Source organism: Paraburkholderia elongata (assembly GCF_013177735.1).
Classification (GTDB): domain Bacteria; phylum Pseudomonadota; class Gammaproteobacteria; order Burkholderiales; family Burkholderiaceae; genus Paraburkholderia; species Paraburkholderia elongata.
Window position 1 is genome coordinate 112,121 of the sequence record NZ_WOEZ01000126.1, and the last position, 22,610, is coordinate 134,730.

Consider the following 22,610-nt stretch of genomic DNA (forward strand, 5'->3'; position numbering starts at 1 on the left):
TCTACAAGCGCGCCAATCGGCGCAGGCAACGAGACCAAAAACGCGCGATCTGTCCGCAGCCTCGTTCGCTCACGCGCGGTGATAGGGGTGATTTTGCGTGATGGTCCACGCGCGGTAAAGCTGTTCGGCGAGCAGCACGCGCACCATTGCGTGCGGCAGCGTCAGGCTGGAAACACGCAGCAGCATATCGGCGCGTGCTTTCAGATCGGGATCGAGCCCGTCGGCGCCGCCGATCAGAAACGCCACGTCGCGGCCGTCCTGCTGCCAGCCGGGCAGGGCGCCGGCGAGCTGCATCGTGGTCCAATCCTTGCCGCGTTCATCGAGCGCGACAATGCGCGCGTTCTTCGGCAACGCGGCTTCGATTTTCTGCCGCTCGGCCGCCATTACGCTTTCGGCCGGCCGCCCCGACGAACGCTGCTCGGGCTTGATCTCGCGCAGTTCGATGCGCAGCTCGGGCGGCATGCGTTTCGCGTATTCGTCGAAGCCGGTGGCGATCCAGTCCGGCATCTTGTGGCCGACGGCGAGGATGTGCAGTTTCATCACGGATTTAGTCGCGGACTACGCGTCGCAGGCTTAAGCGTTTTGCCAGCGAGGCGCAGGTGCTTACTTGCGGCGCGCCGCCGTCTTGCGTGCAGGCTTTTTGGCAGCCGGCGCTTCTTCCTCTTCGTCCTCGTCGTCGAGCGGCTCGCTCGCGCTGGCGCCACCGAACGGATTCGGCGTCGACAGCTTGATGCGCACTGGCTTGTCACCCCAGATTTCTTCGAGGTTGTAGTACTGGCGCAGCGCCGGTTGCAGGATGTGCACGATCGCGTCGCCGCAATCGACCAGCACCCATTCGCCGATGTCTTCGCCTTCGGTGCTGATGACGTCGCCGCCGTTTTCCTTGACGCTCTCGCGCACGCTCGAAGCGAGTGCCTTGGTCTGGCGGTTCGAGGTGCCGCTCGCGACGATCACGCGATCGAACAGCGCGGTCAGGTGGCTGGTGTTGAACACCTTGATGTCTTGCGCTTTGACGTCTTCGAGAGCGTCGACGATCACGCGTTGCAGTTTGCGAATATCCATGGGGTTACCGGTGGTACAGATGATGTTGAAGAATATAGTCCCACACCGCAGTGGGGACATGGTTTGCGGCCCGGGCCTGGCTCTTGTCTTGCGGTTCGCCGCCCGCGAGGGCAAGCCGCTGGGTCACCTGTTCGCGCAGATAGGCGCGAATGTCGGTGGCCGAGACGTTGAACGCAAGCGTCGTATCGATCAGCAAGTGGCCGCAGGGCGTGGCTTGCAGAACGTCGGCGCGGGCACGGCGCGCGTCGATTTCTTTCGCGACCACGGGCGGAATCGACGCAAGGTCGAAACCGGGGCGCGTGGCCGCGCAGATGTGGGCGAAGTCGAACAGGCGCCGCCAGTCGCGCCATGTGTCGAGATGCACCAGTTGATCCGCGCCGACCAGAAGCGCAATCGACGCATCCTGACCTTCGCGTTCACGCCAGCGTTGCAGCGTGTCGATCGTGTAAGTCGGGCCGTTGCGATCGATTTCGTCGGTCGCGACGCGCACCGTGACGCCCGGTAGCACCAGCGCGCTTGCCGCGGCGCGCGTCATCGCCAGCCGGTGAACGGCCGCCGACACATCCGATTTCTGCCACGGCTGGCCGGCTGGCAGCAGCACCAGTTCAGTCAGTTGCAGCACGTCGGCGAAACGCCGCGCGAGCGCGAGGTGGCCGTCGTGGATCGGATCGAAAGTGCCGCCGAGCAGTCCGATCCGGCGAGGCAGGGCGACAGGATGAGCGTTCGGCTTCAGGTGAAGATCCTTTGTCGTGGTCACGTGGTGTGAGGTGCGGGCTTAAAGCCTCACACCCACTCGCGCGGCACGAGAAAATCGCTGTAAAGACGCGCTTCCGGCGTGCCCGGTTCGGGCTGCCAGTTGTAGCGCCAGTTCGCCACAGGCGGCATCGACATCAGAATCGATTCGGTGCGTCCGCCGCTCTGCAGCCCAAACAGTGTGCCACGGTCGAAGACCAGATTGAACTCGACGTAGCGGCCGCGCCGGTATGCCTGAAAGTCCCGCTCGGCTTCGCCGTACGGAATGTTGCGGCGCTTTTCGATGATCGGCATATACGCTTTGAGGAATCCCTCGCCGACGCTTTTCAGCATCGCGAACGATTGATCGAAGCCCGGCGCCGAGAAATCGTCGAAGAAAATCCCGCCGATGCCACGCGGTTCGTTGCGGTGCTTGAGGAAGAAGTACTCGTCGCACCAGCGCTTGAAACTCGGGTAGAGGTCCGCGCCGTAAGGCTGCAGTGCATCGCGGCAGACACGATGAAAATGCTGCGCGTCTTCCTCGTAGCCGTAGTACGGCGTCAGATCCATGCCGCCGCCAAACCAGAACACCGGCTCTTCGCCGGCCTTGGTCGCGATCAGCAGGCGCACGTTCATATGCACGGTCGGGCAGTGCGGATTGTGCGGGTGCAGCACGAGCGAAACGCCCATTGCCTCGAAACCGCGGCCAGCCAGTTGCGGGCGCGCCGCGCTCGCCGAACCCGGCAATGCGTCGCCTGCTACGTCCGAAAAGCCGATGCCGGCGCGTTCGAAGAAGTTGCCGCCTTCCAGAATCCGCGTGCAGCCGCCGCCGCGCAGCTTTTCGCCGGGGGCGCGCTGCCATGCGTCGGTCGCGAACGGCTTACCGTCGAACGCGCTGAGCGTGTCCGCGATATGCGTTTGCAGGCCTTGCAGCCAGCTGCGCACGGCCTGTGCGTCATAGCTCGAATCGGTCATGAATGCGGATGCTGAGGGCGGCACGCTTGTCGTGTCGCGGGTTCTTCGTGAAGGGCGGCGGCCGTGCCTTCGTCAGAGGGTTCCTGCGAAGGCGCGGCGCTACGGTCATTCGCGCCGGGTGAAATGCCGATCAACCGGGAGCGCCCACAAAGTGCAGTGGGCGCCGCAACGGCCGCGAAAACCCGCAGTGTAGCGCCGTTGGCGCCGCACGCGGGCGAGTGGGGCGGGCTTAGTGCTTGCCTTCGGTCTTGACGTCGTGCTTGCGGTTCAATGCACGGTAGCCGATGTCGCGGCGGTATTGCATGCCGTCGAACGAGATCTGATTGATCGTCTCGTACGCGACCGATTGCGCGCTGCGTACCGAATCCGCTAGACCGACCACACACAACACGCGGCCGCCCGAGGTGGTCAGCTTGCCGTTCGTCAGCGTGGTTCCGGCGTGGAAAGTGACCGAGTCCGCGGCTTCGGCCGGGATATCGCTGATCCGGTCACCCTTGCGCGGCGTGTCCGGATAGTTGTACGCGGCGAGTACGACACCAAGTGCGGTACGGCGATCCCATTCGAGTTCGACCGTATCGAGCGTGCCGGCGATTGCCTGTTCGACCACCTTCGAAAAGTCGCCCTTCAGACGCGCCATGATCGGCTGCGTCTCGGGGTCGCCCATCCGGCAGTTGAATTCGAGCGTCTTCGGATTACCTTGCGCGTCGATCATCAGGCCGGCGTACAGAAAGCCGGTGAAGCGGATACCTTCTTTCTCCATGCCACGCACGGTCGGCTGGATGATTTCGCGCATCACGCGGGCATGCAGCTGCGGCGTGACGATCGGCGCGGGCGAGTAAGCACCCATGCCGCCGGTGTTCGGACCCTGGTCGGCGTCGAGCAGACGCTTGTGGTCCTGGCTCGAGGCGAGCGCCAGCACATGCTTGCCGTCTACCATCACGATGAAGCTGGCTTCTTCGCCGGCGAGGAATTCCTCGATCACGACGCGCGCGCCGGCATCGCCTAGCTTGTTGTCCGACAGCATCATGTCGACGGCGGCGTGCGCTTCTTCCAGCGTTTGCGCAACGACGACGCCCTTGCCGGCGGCGAGGCCGTCGGCTTTGATCACGATCGGCGCGCCCTTGGCGTCCAGATACGCGTGCGCGGCGGCGACGTCGGCGAAGGTTTCGTATTCGGCGGTCGGGATCGCATGGCGCTTCATGAACGCCTTGGCAAAATCTTTCGAGCTTTCGAGCTGCGCGGCTTCCTTGCTCGGCCCGAAAATCTTCAGACCGCGCGAGCGGAACAGGTTGACGATACCGGCGGCGAGCGGCCCTTCCGGTCCGACCAGTGTGAAGGCGATCTGCTCTTTTTCGACGAAATCGGCGAGTTCGGCCGGATCGGTGATGTCGATGTTGCGCAGACGCTCGTCCTGGGCGGTGCCGCCGTTGCCGGGAGCAACGTAGACGAGTTGGACCCGCGGCGATTGCGCGAGCTTCCATGCGAGCGCATGTTCGCGACCGCCGGAACCGACGACGAGTAACTTCATGTGAATCCCCGAGACTTAAAAACCATAAACGGCTGAAGCAGCACGCTCAGCCGTGGAATAACAGCGAGGTTTGCAATGGGCCCGCAGCCAGACAACGGCGCAGGTCACATAGCGAACCCGGGTGGAGGCGGTGTGGAAGGGCCCAAACCAGCGCCCGACCAATGCCCGTTCAGCAACAACGCGAGGGCCAACCGGCGGCGCGGGCGTGTGGTTCGATACCGATCCACGCGCGAGACGCCGCCGGGACACGCTCATTCGTCGGCGATCGCGGCGTTTGTATAGACTTCCTGCACGTCGTCCAAATTCTCCAGCGCGTCAAGCAGCTTCTGCATTTTCACCGCGTCTTCGCCCGTGAATTCGACTTCTGTCTGAGGTTTCATCGTCACCTCGGCCACTTCGGCCTTGAAGCCCGCGGCTTCAAGCGCGGCCTTCACCTTCGGGAAATCGTTCGGCGGGCACAGCACTTCGATACTGCCGTCTTCGTTCGTGACGACGTCGTCAGCGCCGGCTTCGAGCGCGGCTTCCATCAGCTTGTCTTCCGGCGTGCCGGGCGCGAACAGGAACTGGCCGACGTGATCGAACATGAACGACACCGAGCCGTCCGTGCCCATGTTGCCGCCGTTCTTCGAAAACGCGTGACGCACGTCCGCCACCGTGCGGGTGCGGTTGTCGGTCATCGTGTCCACGATCACCGCCGCGCCGCCGATGCCATAGCCTTCGTAGCGGATTTCTTCGTAGTTTGCGCCGTCGACACCGCCTACACCGCGTTGGATCGCGCGGTTGACGTTATCTTTCGGCATGTTGGCGTCGTACGCCTTTTCGACGGCGAGCCGCAGACGCGGGTTCGAGTCGATGTCACCGCCGCCCATGCGGGCCGCCACCTGAATTTCCTTGATGAGCCGCGTCCAGACCTTGCCGCGCTTGGCGTCGGCCGCTGCTTTCTTATGCTTGATGTTGGCCCATTTCGAATGACCCGCCATACTTTTCTCCATCGCGCGCGCCAGTGGGGCGCACGCATAGTGCAATTGTCGTTGCGATGTCGGGCGCGCGGCGCTGCTGATTGCGACCTTGCGCCTCGATGTCAAACCGCTCGGCGCCAGACCGCCCGGTGTCAGACCTTCCTCAGCTTGATCGCGCCCGGCCAAGCCCGGCTAACGGGACCGAAGGTCGGCGGCGCGGTTGGGGCGGGGCAGTGCGGTCAGCGGGCGGCTCAGTGGCGCCCCAAGCGCGCCGGTCCCGGCAGACCCGGCGTAAAGGCACGATGCACCGGGTGGCAGTGCAAGTCGAGCCGCTCTTTGAGCGGATTCGAATTTTATCACGCCGCGGGGGCGCGGCAGAGGGGCGCGTAGCCGGAAACTGCTCGGAAATTAAGCGGCGGCGGCGTTTTGCGCGCGCCGCCGCCGCTTTCTTCAGCCCGCTGTCAGTTTTTCGTGCCGAACAGGCGGTCGCCGGCGTCGCCGAGACCCGGCACGATGTACGCGTGCTCATTCAGGTGAGAATCGAGTGATGCCACGTACAGCTTGACGTCCGGATGGGCGTTCTGGAACACCTGCACGCCTTCCGGCGCGGCCACCAGCGCGAGAAACATGATGTTCTCGCCGGCCACGTTGCGGCGCTTGAGCACGTCCACGGCGTGCACGGCCGAGTAGCCGGTCGCGACCATCGGATCGCACAGAATGAACACGCGGTCTTCCAGATCCGGCAGGCGCACTAGATACTCGACCGGGCGATGATCCTCGGCGCGATACACACCGATGTGGCCCACGCGCGCCGACGGCACCAGCTCCAGCAGGCCGTCCGACATGCCGATGCCGGCGCGCAGCACCGGCACGATCGCCAGTTTCTTGCCGGCGATCACCGGTGCGTCGATTTCCACCAGCGGCGTGGTGATGCGGCGCGTGGTCATCGGCAGGTTGCGGGTGATCTCGTAGCCCATCAGCAGCGTGATTTCGCGCAGCAGTTCGCGAAACGTGCGGGTCGAGGTGTCCCGGTCGCGCATATGCGACAGCTTATGCTGGATCAGCGGGTGATCGAGGATGAAAAGATTGGGAAAACGGCTGTCCTGAGTCATGGCGGGGGCGCAAGCGGCGGCTAGAGGGATCGGTTTGGCGCTCCGCGCGGCCTGAAACCCGCTGGCGAACGCGCCACCGCGCAAGTTTACCGAAAGAGTGGCGCCGGAAGATACCGGAGATTGCAGTGGCCCGGCGCAGTCCGGCACCGATTCTTCTAGAATCGGGGGAAACTTTGCAACGATTGGGCAACCGCGGGGGCTCTCCGCGCTACGGCTACGCCAAGAGGATACTCACATGGACATGGGAATCGCAGGACGCACCGCGCTGGTTTGCGCGGCCAGCAAGGGACTGGGACGCGGCTGCGCGGAAGCGCTGGCAGCCGAAGGCGTCAATCTGACGATCGTCGCGCGCACCGCGGAGACTCTGGAGGCGACCGCCGCCGAGATTCGCAAGCAAAGCGGCGTGGAAGTGAAGACCGTGGCGTGCGACATCACCACGCCCGAAGGACGCGCCGCAGCGCTCGCCGCCTGTCCGCAGCCGGACATTCTGGTCAATAACGCAGGCGGCCCGCCGCCGGGCGACTTCCGCAACTTCACGCACGAAGACTGGATTCGCGCGCTGGAGAGCAACATGCTCACGCCGATCGAACTGATTCGCGCGACCATCGACGGGATGAGCGAGCGCGGCTATGGCCGCATCGTCAACATCACGAGCTCGGCGGTCAAGGCGCCGATCGACGTGCTCGGCCTGTCTAACGGTGCGCGCTCGGGGCTGACCGGCTTCGTCGCGGGACTTGCGCGCAGCAAGGTGGCCTCCACGGGGGTAACGATCAACAACCTGCTGCCGGGGCTGTTCGACACCGACCGCATCGCCACCACCTTCACGGCGCAAGCCACGGCGCAAAACATCTCCGTCGACGATGCGCGCAAGCAGCGCATGAAGACGATCCCCGCCGGCCGTTTCGGCAATCGCGATGAATTCGGCCGCGCCTGTGCATTCCTGTGCAGCGTGCATGCCGGCTACATCACCGGCCAGAACTGGCTGGTCGACGGCGGCGCTTACCCGGGTACGTTCTGAACGGGCACATTTTGAAGCCCGGCATCACCATCACTACAACAACGACATTCACAACGGTTTCAGGAGTCTTACGTCATGACCACCCGCATTGCGCTGATCGCCCACGATCACAAGAAAGACGACATCGTCAAACTGGCCGGCGAATACGTCGATACGCTCAGGCGTTGCAACATCATCGCGACCGGCACGACTGGCACGCGCATTGGTGACGCGCATGGCCTCACCGTCGAGCGCATGTTGTCCGGCCCGCATGGCGGCGACCTGCAGATTGGCGCGCAACTCGCAGAAGGGCGGGTAGACATGGTGATCTTTCTGCGCGACCCGATGACGCCGCAGCCGCACGAACCGGATATCAACGCGCTGGTGCGTGCCTGCGACGTTCACAACATTCCGTGCGCCACCAACATTTCGACCGCGCGAATGATTCTCGACGTGCTGACTTTGCGCCTCACGCAGCTGGTCTAGACCAACGCAGTGGTGCTTTACGATCGAACGAAACCACAAACCAGGGAGACATGATGGTCAAAGCAATCCGATTCGATAAAACCGGCGGCCCGGAGGTGATGAAATGGGTCGACGTCGAAGTGGGCGAGCCGTGTGCGGGCGAGATCCGCATTAAACAGAACGCGGTCGGGCTGAACTATATCGACGTGTATTTCCGCACGGGCTTGTACCAGCAGCCGTTGCCGGGTGGCCTCGGGATGGAAGCGGCGGGTGAAGTCACCGCGGTCGGCGCGGGCGTGACCGCGCTCAAGGTGGGCGATCGTGTGGCCTACGTAGCGCGTCCTCCTGGCGCCTATTCCCAGGAGCGTGTGTTGCCGGCGGCGCATGCCGTCAAGGTGCCGGACGCGTTGAGCGACGAGCAGGCGGCTTCCGTGATGCTGCAAGGGCTGACCGCGCAATATCTGTTGCGCCGCACGTATCCGGTAAAAGCGGGCGATACGATCCTGATCCAGGCCGCAGCCGGTGGCGTCGGCCTGCTGGTTTGCCAGTGGGCGAAGGCGCTCGGCGCAACGGTGATCGGTACGGTCAGCTCGGACGAGAAAGCCGAAATCGCCAAAGCGCACGGCTGCGATCACGCGATCGTCTATACGCGCGAGAACTTCACCAAGCGCGTGCGCGAGATCACCGATGGCGCAGGCGTGCCGGTCGTGTACGACTCGATCGGTAAAGACACGTTTACGGGTTCGCTCGATTGCCTCGCGCCGCTCGGCCTGTTCGTGAGCTTCGGCAATGCGTCGGGACCGTTGCCGCCGATCGATTCGTCGGAGTTCGCCGGACGGGGTTCGCTGTTCTTTACGCGCCCCACACTCTTCACCTATATCGCCAAACGCAGCGATTACGAGGCGATGTCCTCGGAGCTGTTCGACGTGCTGGAGTCGGGCAAGGTGAAGACGAGCATCAATCAGCGCTACGCGCTGGCGGACGTGGGCCGCGCTCACGCCGATCTCGAAGGCCGCCGTACCACGGGCTCGACGATTCTGCTGCCGTAAGCGCGTCAATGCCTGGGCGCGTGCCCACATCGCCACGCGGGAGCAGGCAGCACCCGGCAAGCAGCGCTCGGCAAGTCGCCGGCGCGCTGCATGCTGCCATCAAGGCGCAATAGCCACGCCATAAAAATTCCGCGCTGCACCACAGCCCGCGCGAGCGTTGCTTTTCCCCGCAAAGCCAGACCCCATGGGCCTCAGGCCGTTCCATACCCAGCGGAGCGGCCTGTTTCGTTTACGTGTTTTTTATACCACCCCTGCCATCTTTGACCAGGCCTTTACGCGGATCGGCATAACGTTCTACCCATCCAAAGTCCGCTACTGGAGAACACAAAATGGATGTGCTGTACGTCGGGGGGATGGTGCTATTCGCAGCGCTTACCTTTGCTTTGATTGCCGGCTGCGAGAAGTTGATGCAGTTCCGGCGCGGCCAGGGAGCACGCTCATGACCTGGATTCTGTGGTTATCGGGCGCTGCTACTGCGCTGCTGTTCGCTTACCTCGTCTATGCGCTGCTGCGCGCGGAGGACATTGAATGAACTCCAACAATGTCCTGCAAATGGTCATTTTTCTGGTCGTGCTGCTCGCGGCCGCAGTGCCCGTTGCCCGCTATCTGACGCGCGTGATGGACGGCACCTCTCGCGTGGTCCGCTTCGGCGGTCCGCTCGAGCGTTTGCTGTACCGTATCGCCGGGGTCGACTCGTCGACGGAAATGAGCTGGAAGCACTACGCCATCGCCACGGTCGCCTTCAACGTGCTCGGTGTGCTGGTCCTGTACCTCCTGTTGCGTGTTCAAGGCTGGCTGCCGGGCAACCCGCAAGCCTTCGGTCCGATGTCGGTCGACAGCGCCTTCAATACGGCTGTCAGCTTCGTCACCAACACCAACTGGCAGGATTACACGCCTGAGCAGACCGCCGGCTATCTGACGCAGATGCTCGGCCTGACGGTGCAGAACTTCCTGTCCGCTGCCACCGGCATCGTCGTGGTGATCGCGCTGATCCGCGGTTTCGCACGTCATACGGCGAAGACCATCGGTAACTTCTGGGTCGACATCACGCGTGTGACGCTATACATGCTGCTGCCGATGTCGGTGATTGTCGCTGGTTTGCTGATGAGCCAGGGCGTGATCCAGAACTTCAAGTCGTATCAGGACGTGCCGACTCTGCAGACCACGACCTATGCGGCACCGAAGCTCGATGCACAAGGCAACCCGGTGAAGGACGCGAAGGGCAATGCGGTGACGGTCGACACCAAGCTGACGACGCAGACCATCGCCATGGGCCCGGTGGCGACGCAGGAAGCGATCAAGATGCTCGGCACCAACGGTGGCGGCTTCTTCAACGCGAACTCGGCACACCCGTACGAAAACCCGACGCCGTTCAGCAACTTCCTGCAGATCTTCTCCATGCTGATTATCCCGGCGGCGCTGGCCCTGGTGTTCGGCCGGATGATCGCGGACCGCAAGCAGGGTATTGCTGTACTCGCCGTGATGACGATTGCTTTCGCCGCTTGCGTGGTGGGTGAAATCAGCGCGGAGCAGGCCGGCAACCCGACCCTGACCTCGCTGAACGTCGACCAGTCCGCCAATGCGTTGCAGTCGGGCGGCAACATGGAAGGCAAGGAAACGCGCTTCGGTATCGCGCAGTCGGGCATCTTCACGGTCGCCACGACGGCGGCATCGTGCGGTGCAGTCGACAACACGCACGACTCGCTGACCCCGCTCGGCGGCCTCTACCCGATGCTGCTGATCCAGTTGGGCGAAGTGGTCTTCGGCGGCGTGGGCTCCGGTATGTACGGGATGCTCGTGTTCGCCATGCTCGCGGTGTTCGTCGCAGGCTTGATGATCGGCCGCACGCCGGAATACGTCGGCAAGAAGATCGAAGCGTATGAGATGAAGATGGTGTCGATCGTCGTGCTGCTCACGCCGCTGCTGGTGCTCGTAGGTACCTCGATCGCGGTGCTGACCGATGCGGGTAAGGCAGGTATCGCCAACCCCGGTGCACACGGCTTCTCAGAAATTCTCTACGCGTTCAGCTCGGCTGCGAACAACAACGGTAGCGCGTTTGCTGGCCTGACGGTGAGCACGCCGTTCTACAACTGGTTGACCGCGATTGCGATGTGGTTTGGCCGCTTCGGCTCGCTGATTCCGGTGCTGGCGATTGCCGGCTCGCTGGCGGCGAAGAAACGCCTGGCTGTCACCGGTGGCACGCTGCCTACGCATGGTCCGCTGTTTGTGGTGTTGCTGCTTGGCACCGTGCTGCTCGTCGGCGCACTGACGTACGTGCCTGCGCTCGCTCTCGGCCCCGGCGTCGAACATCTGATGATGATCGCCGGCCATTAATACGGGCCATTCGAGAAAAACGAGGATTCAATGACTGAACATAATGCAACGCGGTCCATGTTCGATCCGGCGCTAGTGCGTCCGGCGATCGTGGACTCATTCAAGAAACTCACGCCACGCACGCAGTTCCGTAACCCGGTGATGTTCTGCGTGTACGTCGGCAGCATCCTGACGACGATCCTCTGGATCGCCGCGCTGGGCGGCCAGGCCGAAGCGCCTGCGGGGTTCATCCTCGCGGTCACGCTGTGGCTGTGGTTCACGGTGCTGTTCGCCAACTTCGCAGAAGCGCTCGCTGAAGGCCGCTCCAAGGCCCAAGCCGCGTCGCTGCGCAGTGCGAAGAAAGACGTGATGGCCAAGAAGCTCAACGAGCCGCATCCGAAGTCGCCGATTCGCATTCTGACGGCGTCCGATCTGCGTAAAGGCGACGTGGTGCTGGTCGAAACCGGCGACGTGATTCCGGCCGACGGCGAAGTGATCGACGGTGTCGCGTCGGTCGACGAATCGGCGATTACCGGCGAATCCGCACCGGTGATCCGCGAATCGGGCGGCGACTTTACGTCGGTGACGGGCGGCACGCGCGTGCTGTCGGACTGGATCGTCGTGCGCGTCACGGCGAATCCGGGCGAAGCCTTCCTCGACCGCATGATTGCGATGGTCGAAGGCGCGAAGCGTCAAAAGACGCCGAACGAAATCGCGCTGACGATTCTGCTGGTCGCGCTGACGATCGTGATGCTGCTCGCAACCGCGACGCTGCTGCCGTTCTCGATGTTCTCCGTCGAAGCCGTCAAGGCTGGCCATGTGGTGAGCATCACTGCGCTCGTGGCACTGCTGGTGTGTCTGATTCCGACCACGATCGGTGGCCTGCTGTCCGCCATTGGTGTGGCCGGTATGAGCCGCATGATGCAAGCTAACGTGATTGCAACGTCAGGCCGTGCTGTGGAGGCTGCAGGTGACGTCGACGTGCTGCTGCTCGACAAGACCGGCACGATCACGCTCGGTAACCGTCAGGCTTCGACCTTTGTGCCGGCGCCGGGCGTGACCGAAGAAACGCTCGCCGATGCTGCGCAACTTTCGTCGCTCGCGGACGAAACGCCGGAAGGCCGCAGTATCGTGGTGCTCGCCAAGCAGCGCTTTAACATCCGTGCTCGCGACATGGCGTCGTTGCATGCAGTCTTCCTCGCCTTCACCGCACAAACGCGGATGAGCGGTGTGGACCTGCCGGGCCGCGAGATCCGTAAGGGCGCAGCCGATGCCGTCAAGAACTACGTCGAAGCGAACGGCGGCCGTTATCCGACGGAAGTGAGCAACGCCGTGGCTGAAGTGGCGCGTCGTGGCAGCACGCCGCTGGTGGTGGCCGAGAAGGGCGAGCATGGCGCACGCGTGCTCGGCGTGATCGAGCTGAAGGACATCGTCAAGGGCGGCATCAAGGAGCGTTTCGCCGAACTGCGCAAGATGGGTATCAAGACCATCATGGTGACGGGCGACAACCGCCTGACGGCAGCCGCCATTGCCGCAGAAGCAGGCGTTGACGACTTCCTCGCGGAAGCCACGCCAGAAGCCAAGCTGTCGACGATCCGCGCGCACCAGGCCGAAGGCAAGCTGGTGGCGATGACCGGTGACGGTACCAACGACGCTCCGGCGCTGGCGCAAGCCGACGTCGCAGTGGCGATGAATACCGGCACGCAGGCGGCGAAGGAAGCCGGCAACATGGTCGACCTCGATTCGAACCCGACCAAGCTGATCGAGATCGTCGAAATCGGCAAGCAGATGCTGATGACGCGCGGCTCGCTGACAACGTTCTCGATTGCCAACGACGTCTCCAAGTACTTCGCCATTATCCCGGCTGCGTTTGCGAGCACCTATCCGGCACTGAACAGGCTGAACGTGATGCATCTGGCCACACCGGCCTCGGCGATCATGTCGGCGGTGATCTTCAACGCACTGATCATCGTGCTGCTGATTCCGCTGGCGCTGAAGGGCGTGAAGTACCGGCCGCTCGGTGCCTCGATCCTGCTGCGCCGTAATCTGCTGGTGTATGGCCTTGGCGGGATCATCGTGCCGTTTATCGGCATCAAGCTGATCGACATGGTGCTGGCCGCGCTCGGCTGGGTTTAACAGGCTGTGTCCGGCGGCGTTGGCTGCCGGACACGTCTAAAAGGATTGCCAATCATGAAACTTTTTCGTCCGCTTATCGTGATCTTTGTCGTGCTGTCGGCGATCACGGGCCTCGCTTACCCGGCCGTGATGACCGCCATCGGCCAGACCGCGTTCCACGATCAGGTCAACGGCAGCATGATCGAACAGAACGGCAAGGTGGTCGGCTCGAAGCTGATCGGCCAGCAGTTCGATGCGCCGCAGTACTTCTGGGGCCGTCTGTCGGCCAACAGCCCGAAACCGTACGACCCAACGAACTCGGGTGGCTCGAACCTCGGGCCGACCAACCCGGCGTTGTCGGATGAAGTCAAAGGCCGTCTCGACGCGTTGAAGGCGGCGGGTACCGACATGTCGAAGCCGGTGCCGATCGACCTCGTGACGTCGTCGGGTAGTGGCCTCGATCCGGAAATCAGCCCGGCTGCGGCGGCTTACCAGATCGACCGTGTCGCGAAGGCGCGCAAGATGTCGCCGAACGACGTGCAGGCGCTGGTCGACCGCTACACCACCGGCCGCCAGTTCGGTGTACTCGGTGAAGCACGCGTCAACGTGCTGCAGTTGAATCTCGCACTCGACGCTGCGCATCAAGGCTAAGCGGGTGGGGAGGACAAGGACGGCGCCCGGTGCGGCGCCGTCTTTGCCTTTTGTGGCGCGGCGTTTTGTGGCCGCCATTTGCGGTGAAGTCGCTGCAGTGCCACCATGTACGTGATGCAGCCCCGTGGACCCACGTAGGCTGTCATCAAACAGACCCATAAACAGAAAGCATGAACCGACCCGATCCTGACGAATTGCTCGACAAGCTGCAACGCGACGAAGAAAAGCGTCAGCGAGGCAGACTGAAGATTTTCTTCGGTGCGTCGGCGGGCGTCGGCAAGACCTATGCGATGTTGCAGGCCGCGCGGCGCCGTGCCGATGAAGGCGCGGACGTGGTGGTCGGCATTGCCGAAACGCATGGCCGCGGCGAAACCGCTGCGCTGCTCGAAGGCCTCGACGTGCTGCCGCTCGCGGTTATCGAGTATCGCGGCCGCAAGCTTGGCGAGTTCGATCTCGACGCCGCGCTCGCCCGCAAGCCGCAACTGATTCTCGTCGACGAACTCGCGCATTCGAACGTGCAGGGCGCACGGCATCTGAAGCGCTGGCAGGACGTCTACGAACTGCTCGACGCGGGCATCGACGTCTACACCACGGTCAATGTCCAGCACCTCGAAAGCCTGAACGACGTGGTCGGCCAGATTACCGGCATCCGCGTCTGGGAGACGGTGCCCGACCGCGTGTTCGATCGCGCCGACGAAGTCACGCTGGTCGACCTGCCCGCCGAGGAACTGCTCGACCGGATGCGCGACGGCAAGGTGTATTTGCCGCAGCAGGCCGAGCGCGCGGTGCGCAACTTCTTTCGCAAGGGCAACCTGATCGCGCTGCGCGAGCTGGCGCTGCGCCGTACCGCCGACCGTGTCGATGCGCAGATGCGGGAGTATCGCGCCGATCGTTCGATCCAGCGGATCTGGCAGGCGCGTGAGCGCTTGCTGGTGTGCGTCGGTCCTGGCCCGGAAGCGCCGATGCTGGTGCGCGCGGCGGCGCGCCTCGCCGCCAGCCTGAAGGCGGACTGGATCGCCGTCTATGTGGAAACGCCCGCGCTGCAGCGTTTGCCCGACGCGCGCCGCGAACGCACGCTGAACGCCTTGAAGCTCGCCGCCGAACTCGGTGCCGAAACCGCAACGCTCGCCGGTACCGATGCGGTCGCCGCACTGATCGGTTATGCGCAGGCTCGCAACGTCTCGAAGCTGGTGGCCGGCGCTTCGGCGCGCACCGGTCTCGGGCGCTGGCTGCGCCGGCCGCTCGGCGAGAGCATCGCCGAACGCGCGGGCGATCTCGATCTCACGCTGATTCGAGCGTCGTCGGAACGTGATGGCGCTGAACATCGCCGCTTACTGAACACCACCGCCAACGCGTGGCGCGAGGCGTTGAGCACGGCGCGCGAACGCCGTTCGCCGCCGCGCGCCTACGGCATCGCGCTGGCGATTTGTGCGGCCATTACGCTGCTGTCGAGCCAGCTGATCGACCATATCGATCTGACCAACCTCGTCATGCTGTACCTGCTCGGCGTGATCTTCACCGCCGTGAAGCTGGGGCGCGGGCCGGGCGTCGTGCTGTCGTTCATGAGCGTGGCGGCATTCGATTTCTTCTTCGTGCCACCGCGCATGTCGCTGTCGGTGTCCGATACGCAGTACCTGCTGACCTTCTTCGGCATGCTGCTGACGTCGCTCGTCATCAGCCATCTCACCTCGAGCCTGCGCCGTGAGGCGAGCGTGGCGCGGCGACGCGAGCAACGCACCGGCGCGATGTACGCAATGGCGCGTGAACTGGCGGCAGCGCTCACCACCGAGCAGATCGTCGGCATCGGCAGCCGGCATGTGAGCGAAGTGTTCGGCGCGCGCGTCGCGATCCTGTTGCCGGACAGCGTCGATCAGGTGAAGCAGAAGATCGAAGACCCTGACGCGGCGATCACGCTCGAAGGCGAGACGCTCGATATCGACGTCGGCCAATGGGTCTACGATCAGCAGAAGCCGGCCGGACACGGCACCGATACGCTGCCGGCCGCCGCCGCGCTATACCTGCCGCTGAAGGCGCCGATGCGTACGCGCGGCGTGCTCGCGGTCGTGATGCGGGACGAGCGCGAGCTGGACGTGCCCGAGCAGCAACGTATGCTCGACGCCTTCGCCGCGCAAATCGCGCTGGCGCTGGAGCGCGTGCACTACGTCGACATCGCGCGCGATGCGCTCGTCAATATGGAATCGGAGCGCTTGCGCAATTCGCTGCTGTCGGCGATTTCGCACGACTTGCGTACGCCGCTGACGACGATCGTCGGCTTCTCGTCGATGCTGGCGCAATCGCGTGAGGCGCACCCCGGTGCGCAACCCGGCGACGATCTCGTCGAAGCGATTCATGAAGAGGCGCTGCGCATGACCGGCATCGTCACCAATCTGCTCGACATGGCGCGCTTGCAGGCAGGCAGCCTGCAGCTGAACCAGCAGTGGACGCTTCTCGAAGAAACGGTGGGCGCCGCGCTGGGGGCGTGCAAACGCGTGCTGGCGAATCACCCGGTGCAGGTGAAGCTGCCCGCGGATTTGCCGCTGCTGCACCTCGATGCCGTGCTGATGGAGCGGCTCTTTTCGAACCTGTTCGAGAACGCGGCCAAATACACCCCGCCGGATACGCCGTTGACGATCGGTGCGCAACGTCTTGACTCGGACGGCAAGTCGTTCGTACGCGTCGCGGTCGACGATAACGGACCGGGTCTGCCAGCCGGCATGGAAGCGCGCGTGTTCGAGAAATTCACGCGCGGCGAGAAAGAGTCGGCCAAGCCGGGCATCGGCCTCGGCCTCGCGATCTGCCGCGCGATCGTGGAAGCGCACGGCGGTACAATCGGCGCGCTCAATCGGATGTCCGCGGACGGCCGCGTCGAAGGCGCGCGCTTCTGGTTCACGCTGCCGGTGGAAACGCCGCCCGAAGCACCGGATGCGCTGGAAGACGAAGGCGCCGACGCCTTGCCGGACCTCGATTCAACTCTTAACCCGCTTTCCAAGCCTAGCCATGAGTGACCCGAGCATCACTGTCGTCCTGATTGAAGACGAAAAGCAGATTCGCCGCTTCGTGCGAACCGCGCTGGAAGGCGAGGGCATCGTCGTGCACGACGCCGAGACCGGCAAGCAAGGTCTTGTCGAAGCCGCGACGCGCAAACCCGATCTCGTCATCGTCGATCTCGGCCTGCCCGACACCGACGGTCTCGACGTGATTCGCGAGCTGCGTGGCTGGAGTGAGCTGCCGGTCATCGTGCTGTCGGCGCGCACCCAGGAAGCCGAGAAAGTCGCCGCGCTCGATGCCGGTGCGGACGATTACCTCACCAAGCCGTTCGGCGTCTCCGAACTGCTGGCGCGGATCCGTGCGCATATGCGGCGCCGCAATCAGGGCGGCGCGAACGAATCGCCGCTGGTGCGCTTCGGCGCGGTGACGGTCGATCTGGCCTTGCGTCAGGTGAGCCGCGACGGCGCCGCCGTCCATCTCACACCGATCGAATATCGCCTGCTCGCGACGCTGGTGCGCCACGCGGGCCGCGTTCTGACGCACCGCCAATTGTTGCGCGACGTGTGGGGGCCGTCGCACGTGGAGAGCCATCACTATCTGCGTATTTATATGGCGCATCTGCGCGGGAAACTGGAGCGCGACCCGGCGCAGCCGGAGCATATCGTCACGGAAACGGGCGTTGGGTACCGGCTGGTCGGCGCGGTTTGACGCTACTTTGGTATAATTACAGGCTGTAAGGACGACCTTACGCATCCGCTACAAACGGGGACGGCCCCATCTGACCATGGAGCTGTCTCATGTCCTGGATTCTTCTGCTGATTGCCGGTTTGCTCGAAGTCGCATGGGCGGCCGGTCTCAAAACCTCCGAAGGCTTCACCCGGCTGTGGCCCTCCGTATTCACGGTCGTGACCGCGCTCGGCAGCTTTGTCCTGCTCGCAATGGCGATGCGCCAGTTGCCGCTCGGCACGGCCTACGCCGTGTGGACGGGGATCGGCGCGGTCGGCGCGTTCATCTTCGGCATCATCATGATGGGCGAGGCCCTGACGGCCGCGCGGGTGGCGAGCGCGGCCCTGATCGTGATTGGACTGATCGGGTTGAAGCTGTCGTCGGGGCATTGAGCCCTTGTTGTCCCGTCAGATTATCGTGTCCGCGTGCGCTCGAACCGGGCGCCAATCACCCGCTAACCACTCGCCATTAGAGCCCGTCATTTGTTCGCCGCTCTGCGTTCTGCGAATTAACGTGGCTATAATGAGATTGAATCCAACCTGAAATTGTCCGCGGCCCATTTGGCGCGGCCGGCTTGGCGCGGGTCTGACGACTTCGGTGCGGCGGCTCCCTTTCCTTTGCCCGTCGAAGCGCCCGGCACGCACAGCGCGCCTGGAGGCGGCCATGCTTGAATCACTTTCGCTCGCTGCGGGCCTCTCATGGGGCAGCGGTCTGCGCCTCTATCTGACAGTCCTGCTGGCCGGCGTGTTCGCACGTCTTGGCTTCATCCATCTCCCCGATACGCTGTCCGCTCTGTCCTCGCCGTGGGTAATCGGCGTCGCCGGCGTGCTGACGGTCACCGAATTTCTCGCCGACAAAATCCCCGCATTCGATTCCTTATGGGACGCGGTTCATACCTTTATCCGCATTCCCGCTGGCGCGGTACTGGCGGCCGGCGCGCTCGGTCATGCCGATCCCGCGCTGCTGACGGTGGCGGCACTCGCGGGCGGCACGCTGGCGGGAACCGCGCATCTGGCTAAAGCGGGTACACGCGCGCTGATCAATCTGTCGCCGGAACCGGTGTCGAATGTCGTGACCTCGACCGCCGAAGACGGTCTCGTGTTCGGCGGCATGCTGCTCGCGCTGTTCGTGCCGGTTCTGTTCCTGGTATTGATGGTGGGCTTCCTGATGCTGGCCGGCTGGGCGTTGCCGCGGCTGTGGCGCGGGGTGCAGGGCGGTTTTCGCGGGATGGCGACGCACATGGTGTCGCGGTTTGCCAGGAGTCGGCACGATTGAGCGATACGGTAAGGGGCGTTACGGCGCGGGCGGCCTCACGGCCAACCCGTCGGCTGGGCGGCGCGGATGTGCTGCGCCAGTCCATTCGCATGACGGCGCGCGACTGGCGCGCGGGCGAACTGACGATGCTGCTGCTGGCGCTGGTGCTGGCCGTCGCGGCGTTGTCGAGTGTCGGCTTTCTGGCTGACCGCTTGCATCAGGGGCTCGAGCGTGACGCGCGGCGCATGATCGCCGCCGATTTCATCGTACGCGCCGATCATCCTGTCGATTCGCAGTTCGCGCAGCAGGCGAGCGCGCTCGGTCTGAATACCGCCAGCACGGCGATCTTTCCCAGCATGGTCAATTCGGCCGGCGCGCAGCCGGTCTCGCGGCTGGCCGCCATCAAGGCGGTGTCGCCGGGTTATCCGTTGCGCGGCGCGTTGCGGATCGCTTCGGCGCCGGGTGCGGCGGACCATCCCACACAATCGATTCCGGCGCCGGGTGCGGCATGGGTCGATCAGGCACTGCTCGACGCATTGAAGCTGCATGTCGGCGACGCCGTGAAGGTCGGGTCTCGCAGTTTCACAATCGGCGCGGTCATCACCCGTGAACTCGACCGTGGCTTCTCGTTCGTCAATTTTTCGCCGCGGTTGATGCTGCGTGCCGACGATGTCCAATCGACCGGCCTCATCACCTTCGGCAGCCGCGTGACTTACCGGTTGCTGGTGGCGGGCCCGGATGCAACGGTTGCGCGCTTCGCGCAATTCGCGCATGACAAGGTGGACGGCGGCAAGATGCGCGGCGTCGCGCTCGAATCGTTGCAGGACGGCCAGCCGCAGGTGCGTCAGACGCTCGACCGCGCGGGTCACTTCCTCACGCTCGTCTCGCTGCTCACCGCGTTGCTCGCGGCGGTGGCGATCGCGATGGCCGCGCATCGGTATATGCGCCGGCATCTGGATGGCTGCGCGGCGATGCGCTGTCTTGGCGTCAGTCAGGCCACACTACGCACGCTGTTCACGCTTGAATTCATAGGGCTGGGTTTGATCGGCGGCGCGCTCGGCGTCGCGCTCGGTTACCTGGGGCATCTGGCGTTGCTGACGTGGCTCGGCAGTCTGATCGACGTCGCATTGCCGTACCCAACCGTCTGGCCGGCGCTCGAAGGTATCGCGGCCGGTCTCGTGCTGTTGCTCGGCTTCGCGTTGCCGCCGCTGTTGCCGCTGACGCGTGTGCCGCCGGTGCGCGTGCTGCGTCGCGAATGGGGCGAAGAGGGGCGCACCGCGTGGGCCGCCTATGCGCTCGGCATCGTGCTGTTCGCCGCACTCCTGATCGTCGCAGCGGGCGAGTTGAAGCTCGGCGGCATCGTCGCGGGCGGCTTTGCCGGCGGGCTGCTGGTGTTCGCGTGCATCGCGCGGCTGGCGTTGTGGGGTGCGTCGCGTGTCGTGCGCAGCGAGCGCGTGAATGCGGGAATGGGCTGGCGTTACGCGCTGGCGTCGTTGGAGCGGCGTAGCGGCGCGAGCGCGTTGCAGATCACCGCCCTCGGCATAGGTCTGATGTGCCTGTTGCTGATCGCGATGACGCGTAACGACCTCGTGGCCGGCTGGCGCAAATCGACGCCGCCCGATGCGCCGAACGAATTCGTGATCGACATCCAGCCCGACCAGCGCGAAGTCGTAACGCAATATCTGAGTACGCACGGCGTGCCCGGCACCGTGCTCTCGCCGATGGTGCGTGGCCGGCTGATTGCGATCAACGGCAAGCCGGTCAATCCGGATTCGTTCAAGGGCGACGATGCCAGGCGTCTCGTCGACCGCGAATTCAATCTGTCGTACACGACCGAGCTGCCCGACGACAACCGTCTCTCTGCCGGCACATGGTACGGCGACACGAAGACGCCGCAGATTTCGATCGAAGAGGGGCTCGCGAAGCTGATCAAGGTGAAGCCCGGTGACATGCTGCGCTTCGACGTGACGGGATTGCAGGTCGATGCACCGGTAACGAGTGTTCGCAAGCTCGACTGGGGTTCGTTCAAGGTCAACTTTTTCGTGCTGATGCCGCCGGCCTCCTTGCAGGATTTCCCGGCGACATTCATTACCAGTTTTCATTTGCCGCAAGAAAAACAGTCGACCATCGACGGGCTGATCGCCGCCTATCCGAACCTCACGGCAATCGACACCGGTCCGATTCTGGCGCAGGTGCAGCGTGTCTTGCAGCAGGTGATCGGCGCGGTGCAGTTTCTGTTCGCGTTCACGCTCGCGGCCGGCGTGCTGGTGCTCTACGCGGCGCTTGCCGGCACGCGTGATGAGCGTATGCGAGAATCCGCGCTGCTGCGCGCGCTGGGTGCGTCGCATCGCCAGGTGCGGGCGGTGCATATCGCCGAGTTTGTGGCGGTGGGGGCGCTGGCGGGTTTGATGGCGGCGATCGGCGCGCAAGTGATCGGGTGGGTGCTGGCGACGCGCGTGTTCGAGTTTTATCTGGCCTTCGATCCGTGGCTGTTGCCTGCGGGTATTGCAGCCGGAATCGCCTGCGCGGGCGTGGGCGGCTGGCTCAGCTTGAGGCATGTGCTGGCGCGGCCCGCGTTGCAATCGCTGCGGGACGCGTGATTATTCTCTTTTGGTTTTTGTGATTGGGTATGAGCGATCTTAACGATGAGGTGTCCGCCGCACAGCCGACGGCCTTCGAACTGGTGGGCGGTGAAACGCGTGTGCGTGAACTGGTCGACCGGTTTTATGACTTGATGGATCTCGAAACGGAATTCGCCGGGATCCGGGCGTTGCATCCGGAGTCGCTCGATGGCTCGCGCGACAAGTTTTTCTGGTTCTTGTGCGGGTGGATGGGTGGGCCCGATCATTACATCAGCCGGTTCGGCCATCCCAGGTTGAGGGCGAGGCACATGCCGTTTCCGATTGCGTCCAGCGAGCGGGATCAGTGGCTTCGCTGCATGGCGTGGGCGATGGAGGACGTTGGGCTTTCCGAGCAGTTGAGGGAGCGGTTGCTGGCGTCGTTCTTCGAGACCGCGGACTGGATGCGTAACCGCAATGGATGATGGAGCAGGGGGGGCAGAGGGGCCGGAAGCGGCAGAGGCGCGCGCAGTCCTGGACTGCTGGTTCGGCGCCCCGAATTCACCCGCCTTCGGCCAGGCCCGCAAGCTCTGGTTCTCCCGCGACAAGGCCTTCGATGCGATGCTGCTGGAACGCTTCGGGGCACTAATCGACGCGGCGCGCGAAGGGTCCCTCGACAGCTGGACGGCGACACCGCTCGGCGCGTTAGCGCTGGTCATCGTGCTGGATCAGTTGTCCCGCAATTGCCACCGCAATACACCGCGCGCTTTCGCTGCCGATTATCAAGCGCTGCGCATCGCGCAACAGACGATCGCAAGCGGCGCCGATCGCTTATTTCCGACCGTGCATCACCGCGCGTTCGCGTATTTACCGTTCGAACACGACGAAACGCTCGCCAGCCAGCACGAATCGTTGCGCCTGTTCAAACAGCTGAAGGCCGAGCCGGGTGGCGCGTCCTACTACTCATCCGCGGTCAGGCACGCCAGAATCATCGAGCGTTTCGGACGCTTTCCACATCGCAATGCGCTGCTCGGGCGGCCTTCGACGGATGAAGAAACGGCTTTCCTGAAAGGACCCGGCTCGTCGTTCTAGGCGCGAGGTAAATGCGCAAGCACCGGACAGAGAC

General features: G+C 64.0%; 22 protein-coding genes. 15 read left to right on the top strand and 7 right to left on the bottom strand.

Annotated elements, in window-relative coordinates; all coding sequences use genetic code 11:
- Nucleotides 1-69: 69 nt before the first annotated feature.
- The 7 genes from rlmH to upp form a co-directional block, all read right to left on the bottom strand.
- Nucleotides 70-540, bottom strand: a complete 471-nt coding sequence (gene rlmH, locus GNZ13_RS23915) for a 23S rRNA (pseudouridine(1915)-N(3))-methyltransferase RlmH (protein ID WP_063495252.1) — start codon at nt 538-540, stop codon at nt 70-72.
- A gap of 63 nt (nt 541-603) precedes the next feature.
- Nucleotides 604-1,062, bottom strand: coding sequence for a ribosome silencing factor (gene rsfS, locus GNZ13_RS23920; protein WP_172168717.1), 459 nt, complete (start codon nt 1,060-1,062; stop codon nt 604-606).
- Nucleotides 1,063-1,066: 4 nt separating this feature from the next.
- Nucleotides 1,067-1,819 carry a nicotinate-nucleotide adenylyltransferase gene (locus GNZ13_RS23925; protein ID WP_172168719.1) on the bottom strand — a complete coding sequence of 251 codons (753 nt, stop codon included), beginning with the start codon at nt 1,817-1,819 and terminating at the stop codon, nt 1,067-1,069.
- A gap of 26 nt (nt 1,820-1,845) precedes the next feature.
- Nucleotides 1,846-2,769, bottom strand: coding sequence for an oxygen-dependent coproporphyrinogen oxidase (hemF, locus tag GNZ13_RS23930; protein ID WP_172168721.1), 924 nt, complete (start codon nt 2,767-2,769; stop codon nt 1,846-1,848).
- Nucleotides 2,770-2,998: 229 nt separating this feature from the next.
- Entirely contained in the window at nt 2,999-4,297 is a 1,299-nt protein-coding gene (gene purD / locus GNZ13_RS23935; protein WP_172168723.1) for a phosphoribosylamine--glycine ligase, read from the bottom strand.
- Between the two features lie 251 nt (nt 4,298-4,548).
- On the bottom strand, nt 4,549-5,277 hold the full coding sequence (locus GNZ13_RS23940; RefSeq protein WP_172168725.1) for a YebC/PmpR family DNA-binding transcriptional regulator: 729 nt from the start codon (nt 5,275-5,277) through the stop codon (nt 4,549-4,551).
- Nucleotides 5,278-5,717: 440 nt separating this feature from the next.
- A complete protein-coding gene (upp, locus tag GNZ13_RS23945; protein WP_172168728.1) occupies nt 5,718-6,368 on the bottom strand; it encodes a uracil phosphoribosyltransferase in 651 nt (216 codons plus the stop codon).
- A 235-nt stretch (nt 6,369-6,603) separates the two neighbouring features.
- Between upp and GNZ13_RS23950 the strand changes: the two genes are divergently transcribed.
- The 15 genes from GNZ13_RS23950 to GNZ13_RS24015 all read left to right on the top strand — a co-directional run bounded on the left by GNZ13_RS23950 (nt 6,604) and on the right by GNZ13_RS24015 (nt 22,576).
- Nucleotides 6,604-7,386, top strand: coding sequence for an SDR family oxidoreductase (locus tag GNZ13_RS23950; protein ID WP_172168731.1), 783 nt, complete (start codon nt 6,604-6,606; stop codon nt 7,384-7,386).
- 75 nt (nt 7,387-7,461) lie between these two features.
- Nucleotides 7,462-7,851, top strand: a complete 390-nt coding sequence (locus tag GNZ13_RS23955) for a methylglyoxal synthase (RefSeq protein ID WP_172168734.1) — start codon at nt 7,462-7,464, stop codon at nt 7,849-7,851.
- 53 nt (nt 7,852-7,904) lie between these two features.
- On the top strand, nt 7,905-8,879 hold the full coding sequence (locus GNZ13_RS23960) for a quinone oxidoreductase family protein (protein ID WP_172168861.1): 975 nt from the start codon (nt 7,905-7,907) through the stop codon (nt 8,877-8,879).
- Nucleotides 8,880-9,208: 329 nt separating this feature from the next.
- Nucleotides 9,209-9,322 carry a hypothetical protein gene (locus GNZ13_RS52645; RefSeq protein ID WP_063495261.1) on the top strand — a complete coding sequence of 38 codons (114 nt, stop codon included), beginning with the start codon at nt 9,209-9,211 and terminating at the stop codon, nt 9,320-9,322.
- Entirely contained in the window at nt 9,319-9,411 is a 93-nt protein-coding gene (gene kdpF / locus GNZ13_RS23965) for a K(+)-transporting ATPase subunit F (protein ID WP_063495262.1), read from the top strand. Before GNZ13_RS52645 ends, kdpF begins: the two co-directional genes overlap by 4 nt.
- Complete coding sequence (kdpA, locus tag GNZ13_RS23970) at nt 9,408-11,213, top strand: potassium-transporting ATPase subunit KdpA (RefSeq protein ID WP_172168737.1); 1,806 nt, start codon at nt 9,408-9,410, stop codon at nt 11,211-11,213. Before kdpF ends, kdpA begins: the two co-directional genes overlap by 4 nt.
- A gap of 30 nt (nt 11,214-11,243) precedes the next feature.
- On the top strand, nt 11,244-13,328 hold the full coding sequence (gene kdpB / locus GNZ13_RS23975) for a potassium-transporting ATPase subunit KdpB (protein WP_172168740.1): 2,085 nt from the start codon (nt 11,244-11,246) through the stop codon (nt 13,326-13,328).
- A gap of 51 nt (nt 13,329-13,379) precedes the next feature.
- Nucleotides 13,380-13,958, top strand: a complete 579-nt coding sequence (gene kdpC / locus GNZ13_RS23980) for a potassium-transporting ATPase subunit KdpC (RefSeq protein ID WP_172168864.1) — start codon at nt 13,380-13,382, stop codon at nt 13,956-13,958.
- A 170-nt stretch (nt 13,959-14,128) separates the two neighbouring features.
- Nucleotides 14,129-16,963, top strand: a complete 2,835-nt coding sequence (locus tag GNZ13_RS23985) for a DUF4118 domain-containing protein (RefSeq protein WP_172168743.1) — start codon at nt 14,129-14,131, stop codon at nt 16,961-16,963.
- Nucleotides 16,956-17,654, top strand: a complete 699-nt coding sequence (gene kdpE, locus GNZ13_RS23990) for a two-component system response regulator KdpE (RefSeq protein WP_172168746.1) — start codon at nt 16,956-16,958, stop codon at nt 17,652-17,654. Before GNZ13_RS23985 ends, kdpE begins: the two co-directional genes overlap by 8 nt.
- 89 nt (nt 17,655-17,743) lie before the next feature.
- Nucleotides 17,744-18,064: a quaternary ammonium compound efflux SMR transporter SugE gene (gene sugE / locus GNZ13_RS23995; protein WP_172168749.1), complete on the top strand. Its 321-nt coding sequence runs from the start codon at nt 17,744-17,746 to the stop codon at nt 18,062-18,064.
- A 271-nt stretch (nt 18,065-18,335) separates the two neighbouring features.
- Nucleotides 18,336-18,947, top strand: a complete 612-nt coding sequence (locus GNZ13_RS24000) for a DUF4126 domain-containing protein (protein WP_169489237.1) — start codon at nt 18,336-18,338, stop codon at nt 18,945-18,947.
- Nucleotides 18,944-21,526, top strand: coding sequence for an ABC transporter permease (locus GNZ13_RS24005; protein ID WP_407945659.1), 2,583 nt, complete (start codon nt 18,944-18,946; stop codon nt 21,524-21,526). Before GNZ13_RS24000 ends, GNZ13_RS24005 begins: the two co-directional genes overlap by 4 nt.
- 29 nt (nt 21,527-21,555) lie before the next feature.
- Complete coding sequence (locus GNZ13_RS24010; RefSeq protein WP_172168752.1) at nt 21,556-21,969, top strand: group II truncated hemoglobin; 414 nt, start codon at nt 21,556-21,558, stop codon at nt 21,967-21,969.
- On the top strand, nt 21,962-22,576 hold the full coding sequence (locus GNZ13_RS24015) for a DUF924 family protein (RefSeq protein ID WP_172168755.1): 615 nt from the start codon (nt 21,962-21,964) through the stop codon (nt 22,574-22,576). The genes GNZ13_RS24010 and GNZ13_RS24015 overlap by 8 nt, the downstream gene beginning before the upstream one ends.
- Nucleotides 22,577-22,610: the final 34 nt, after the last annotated feature.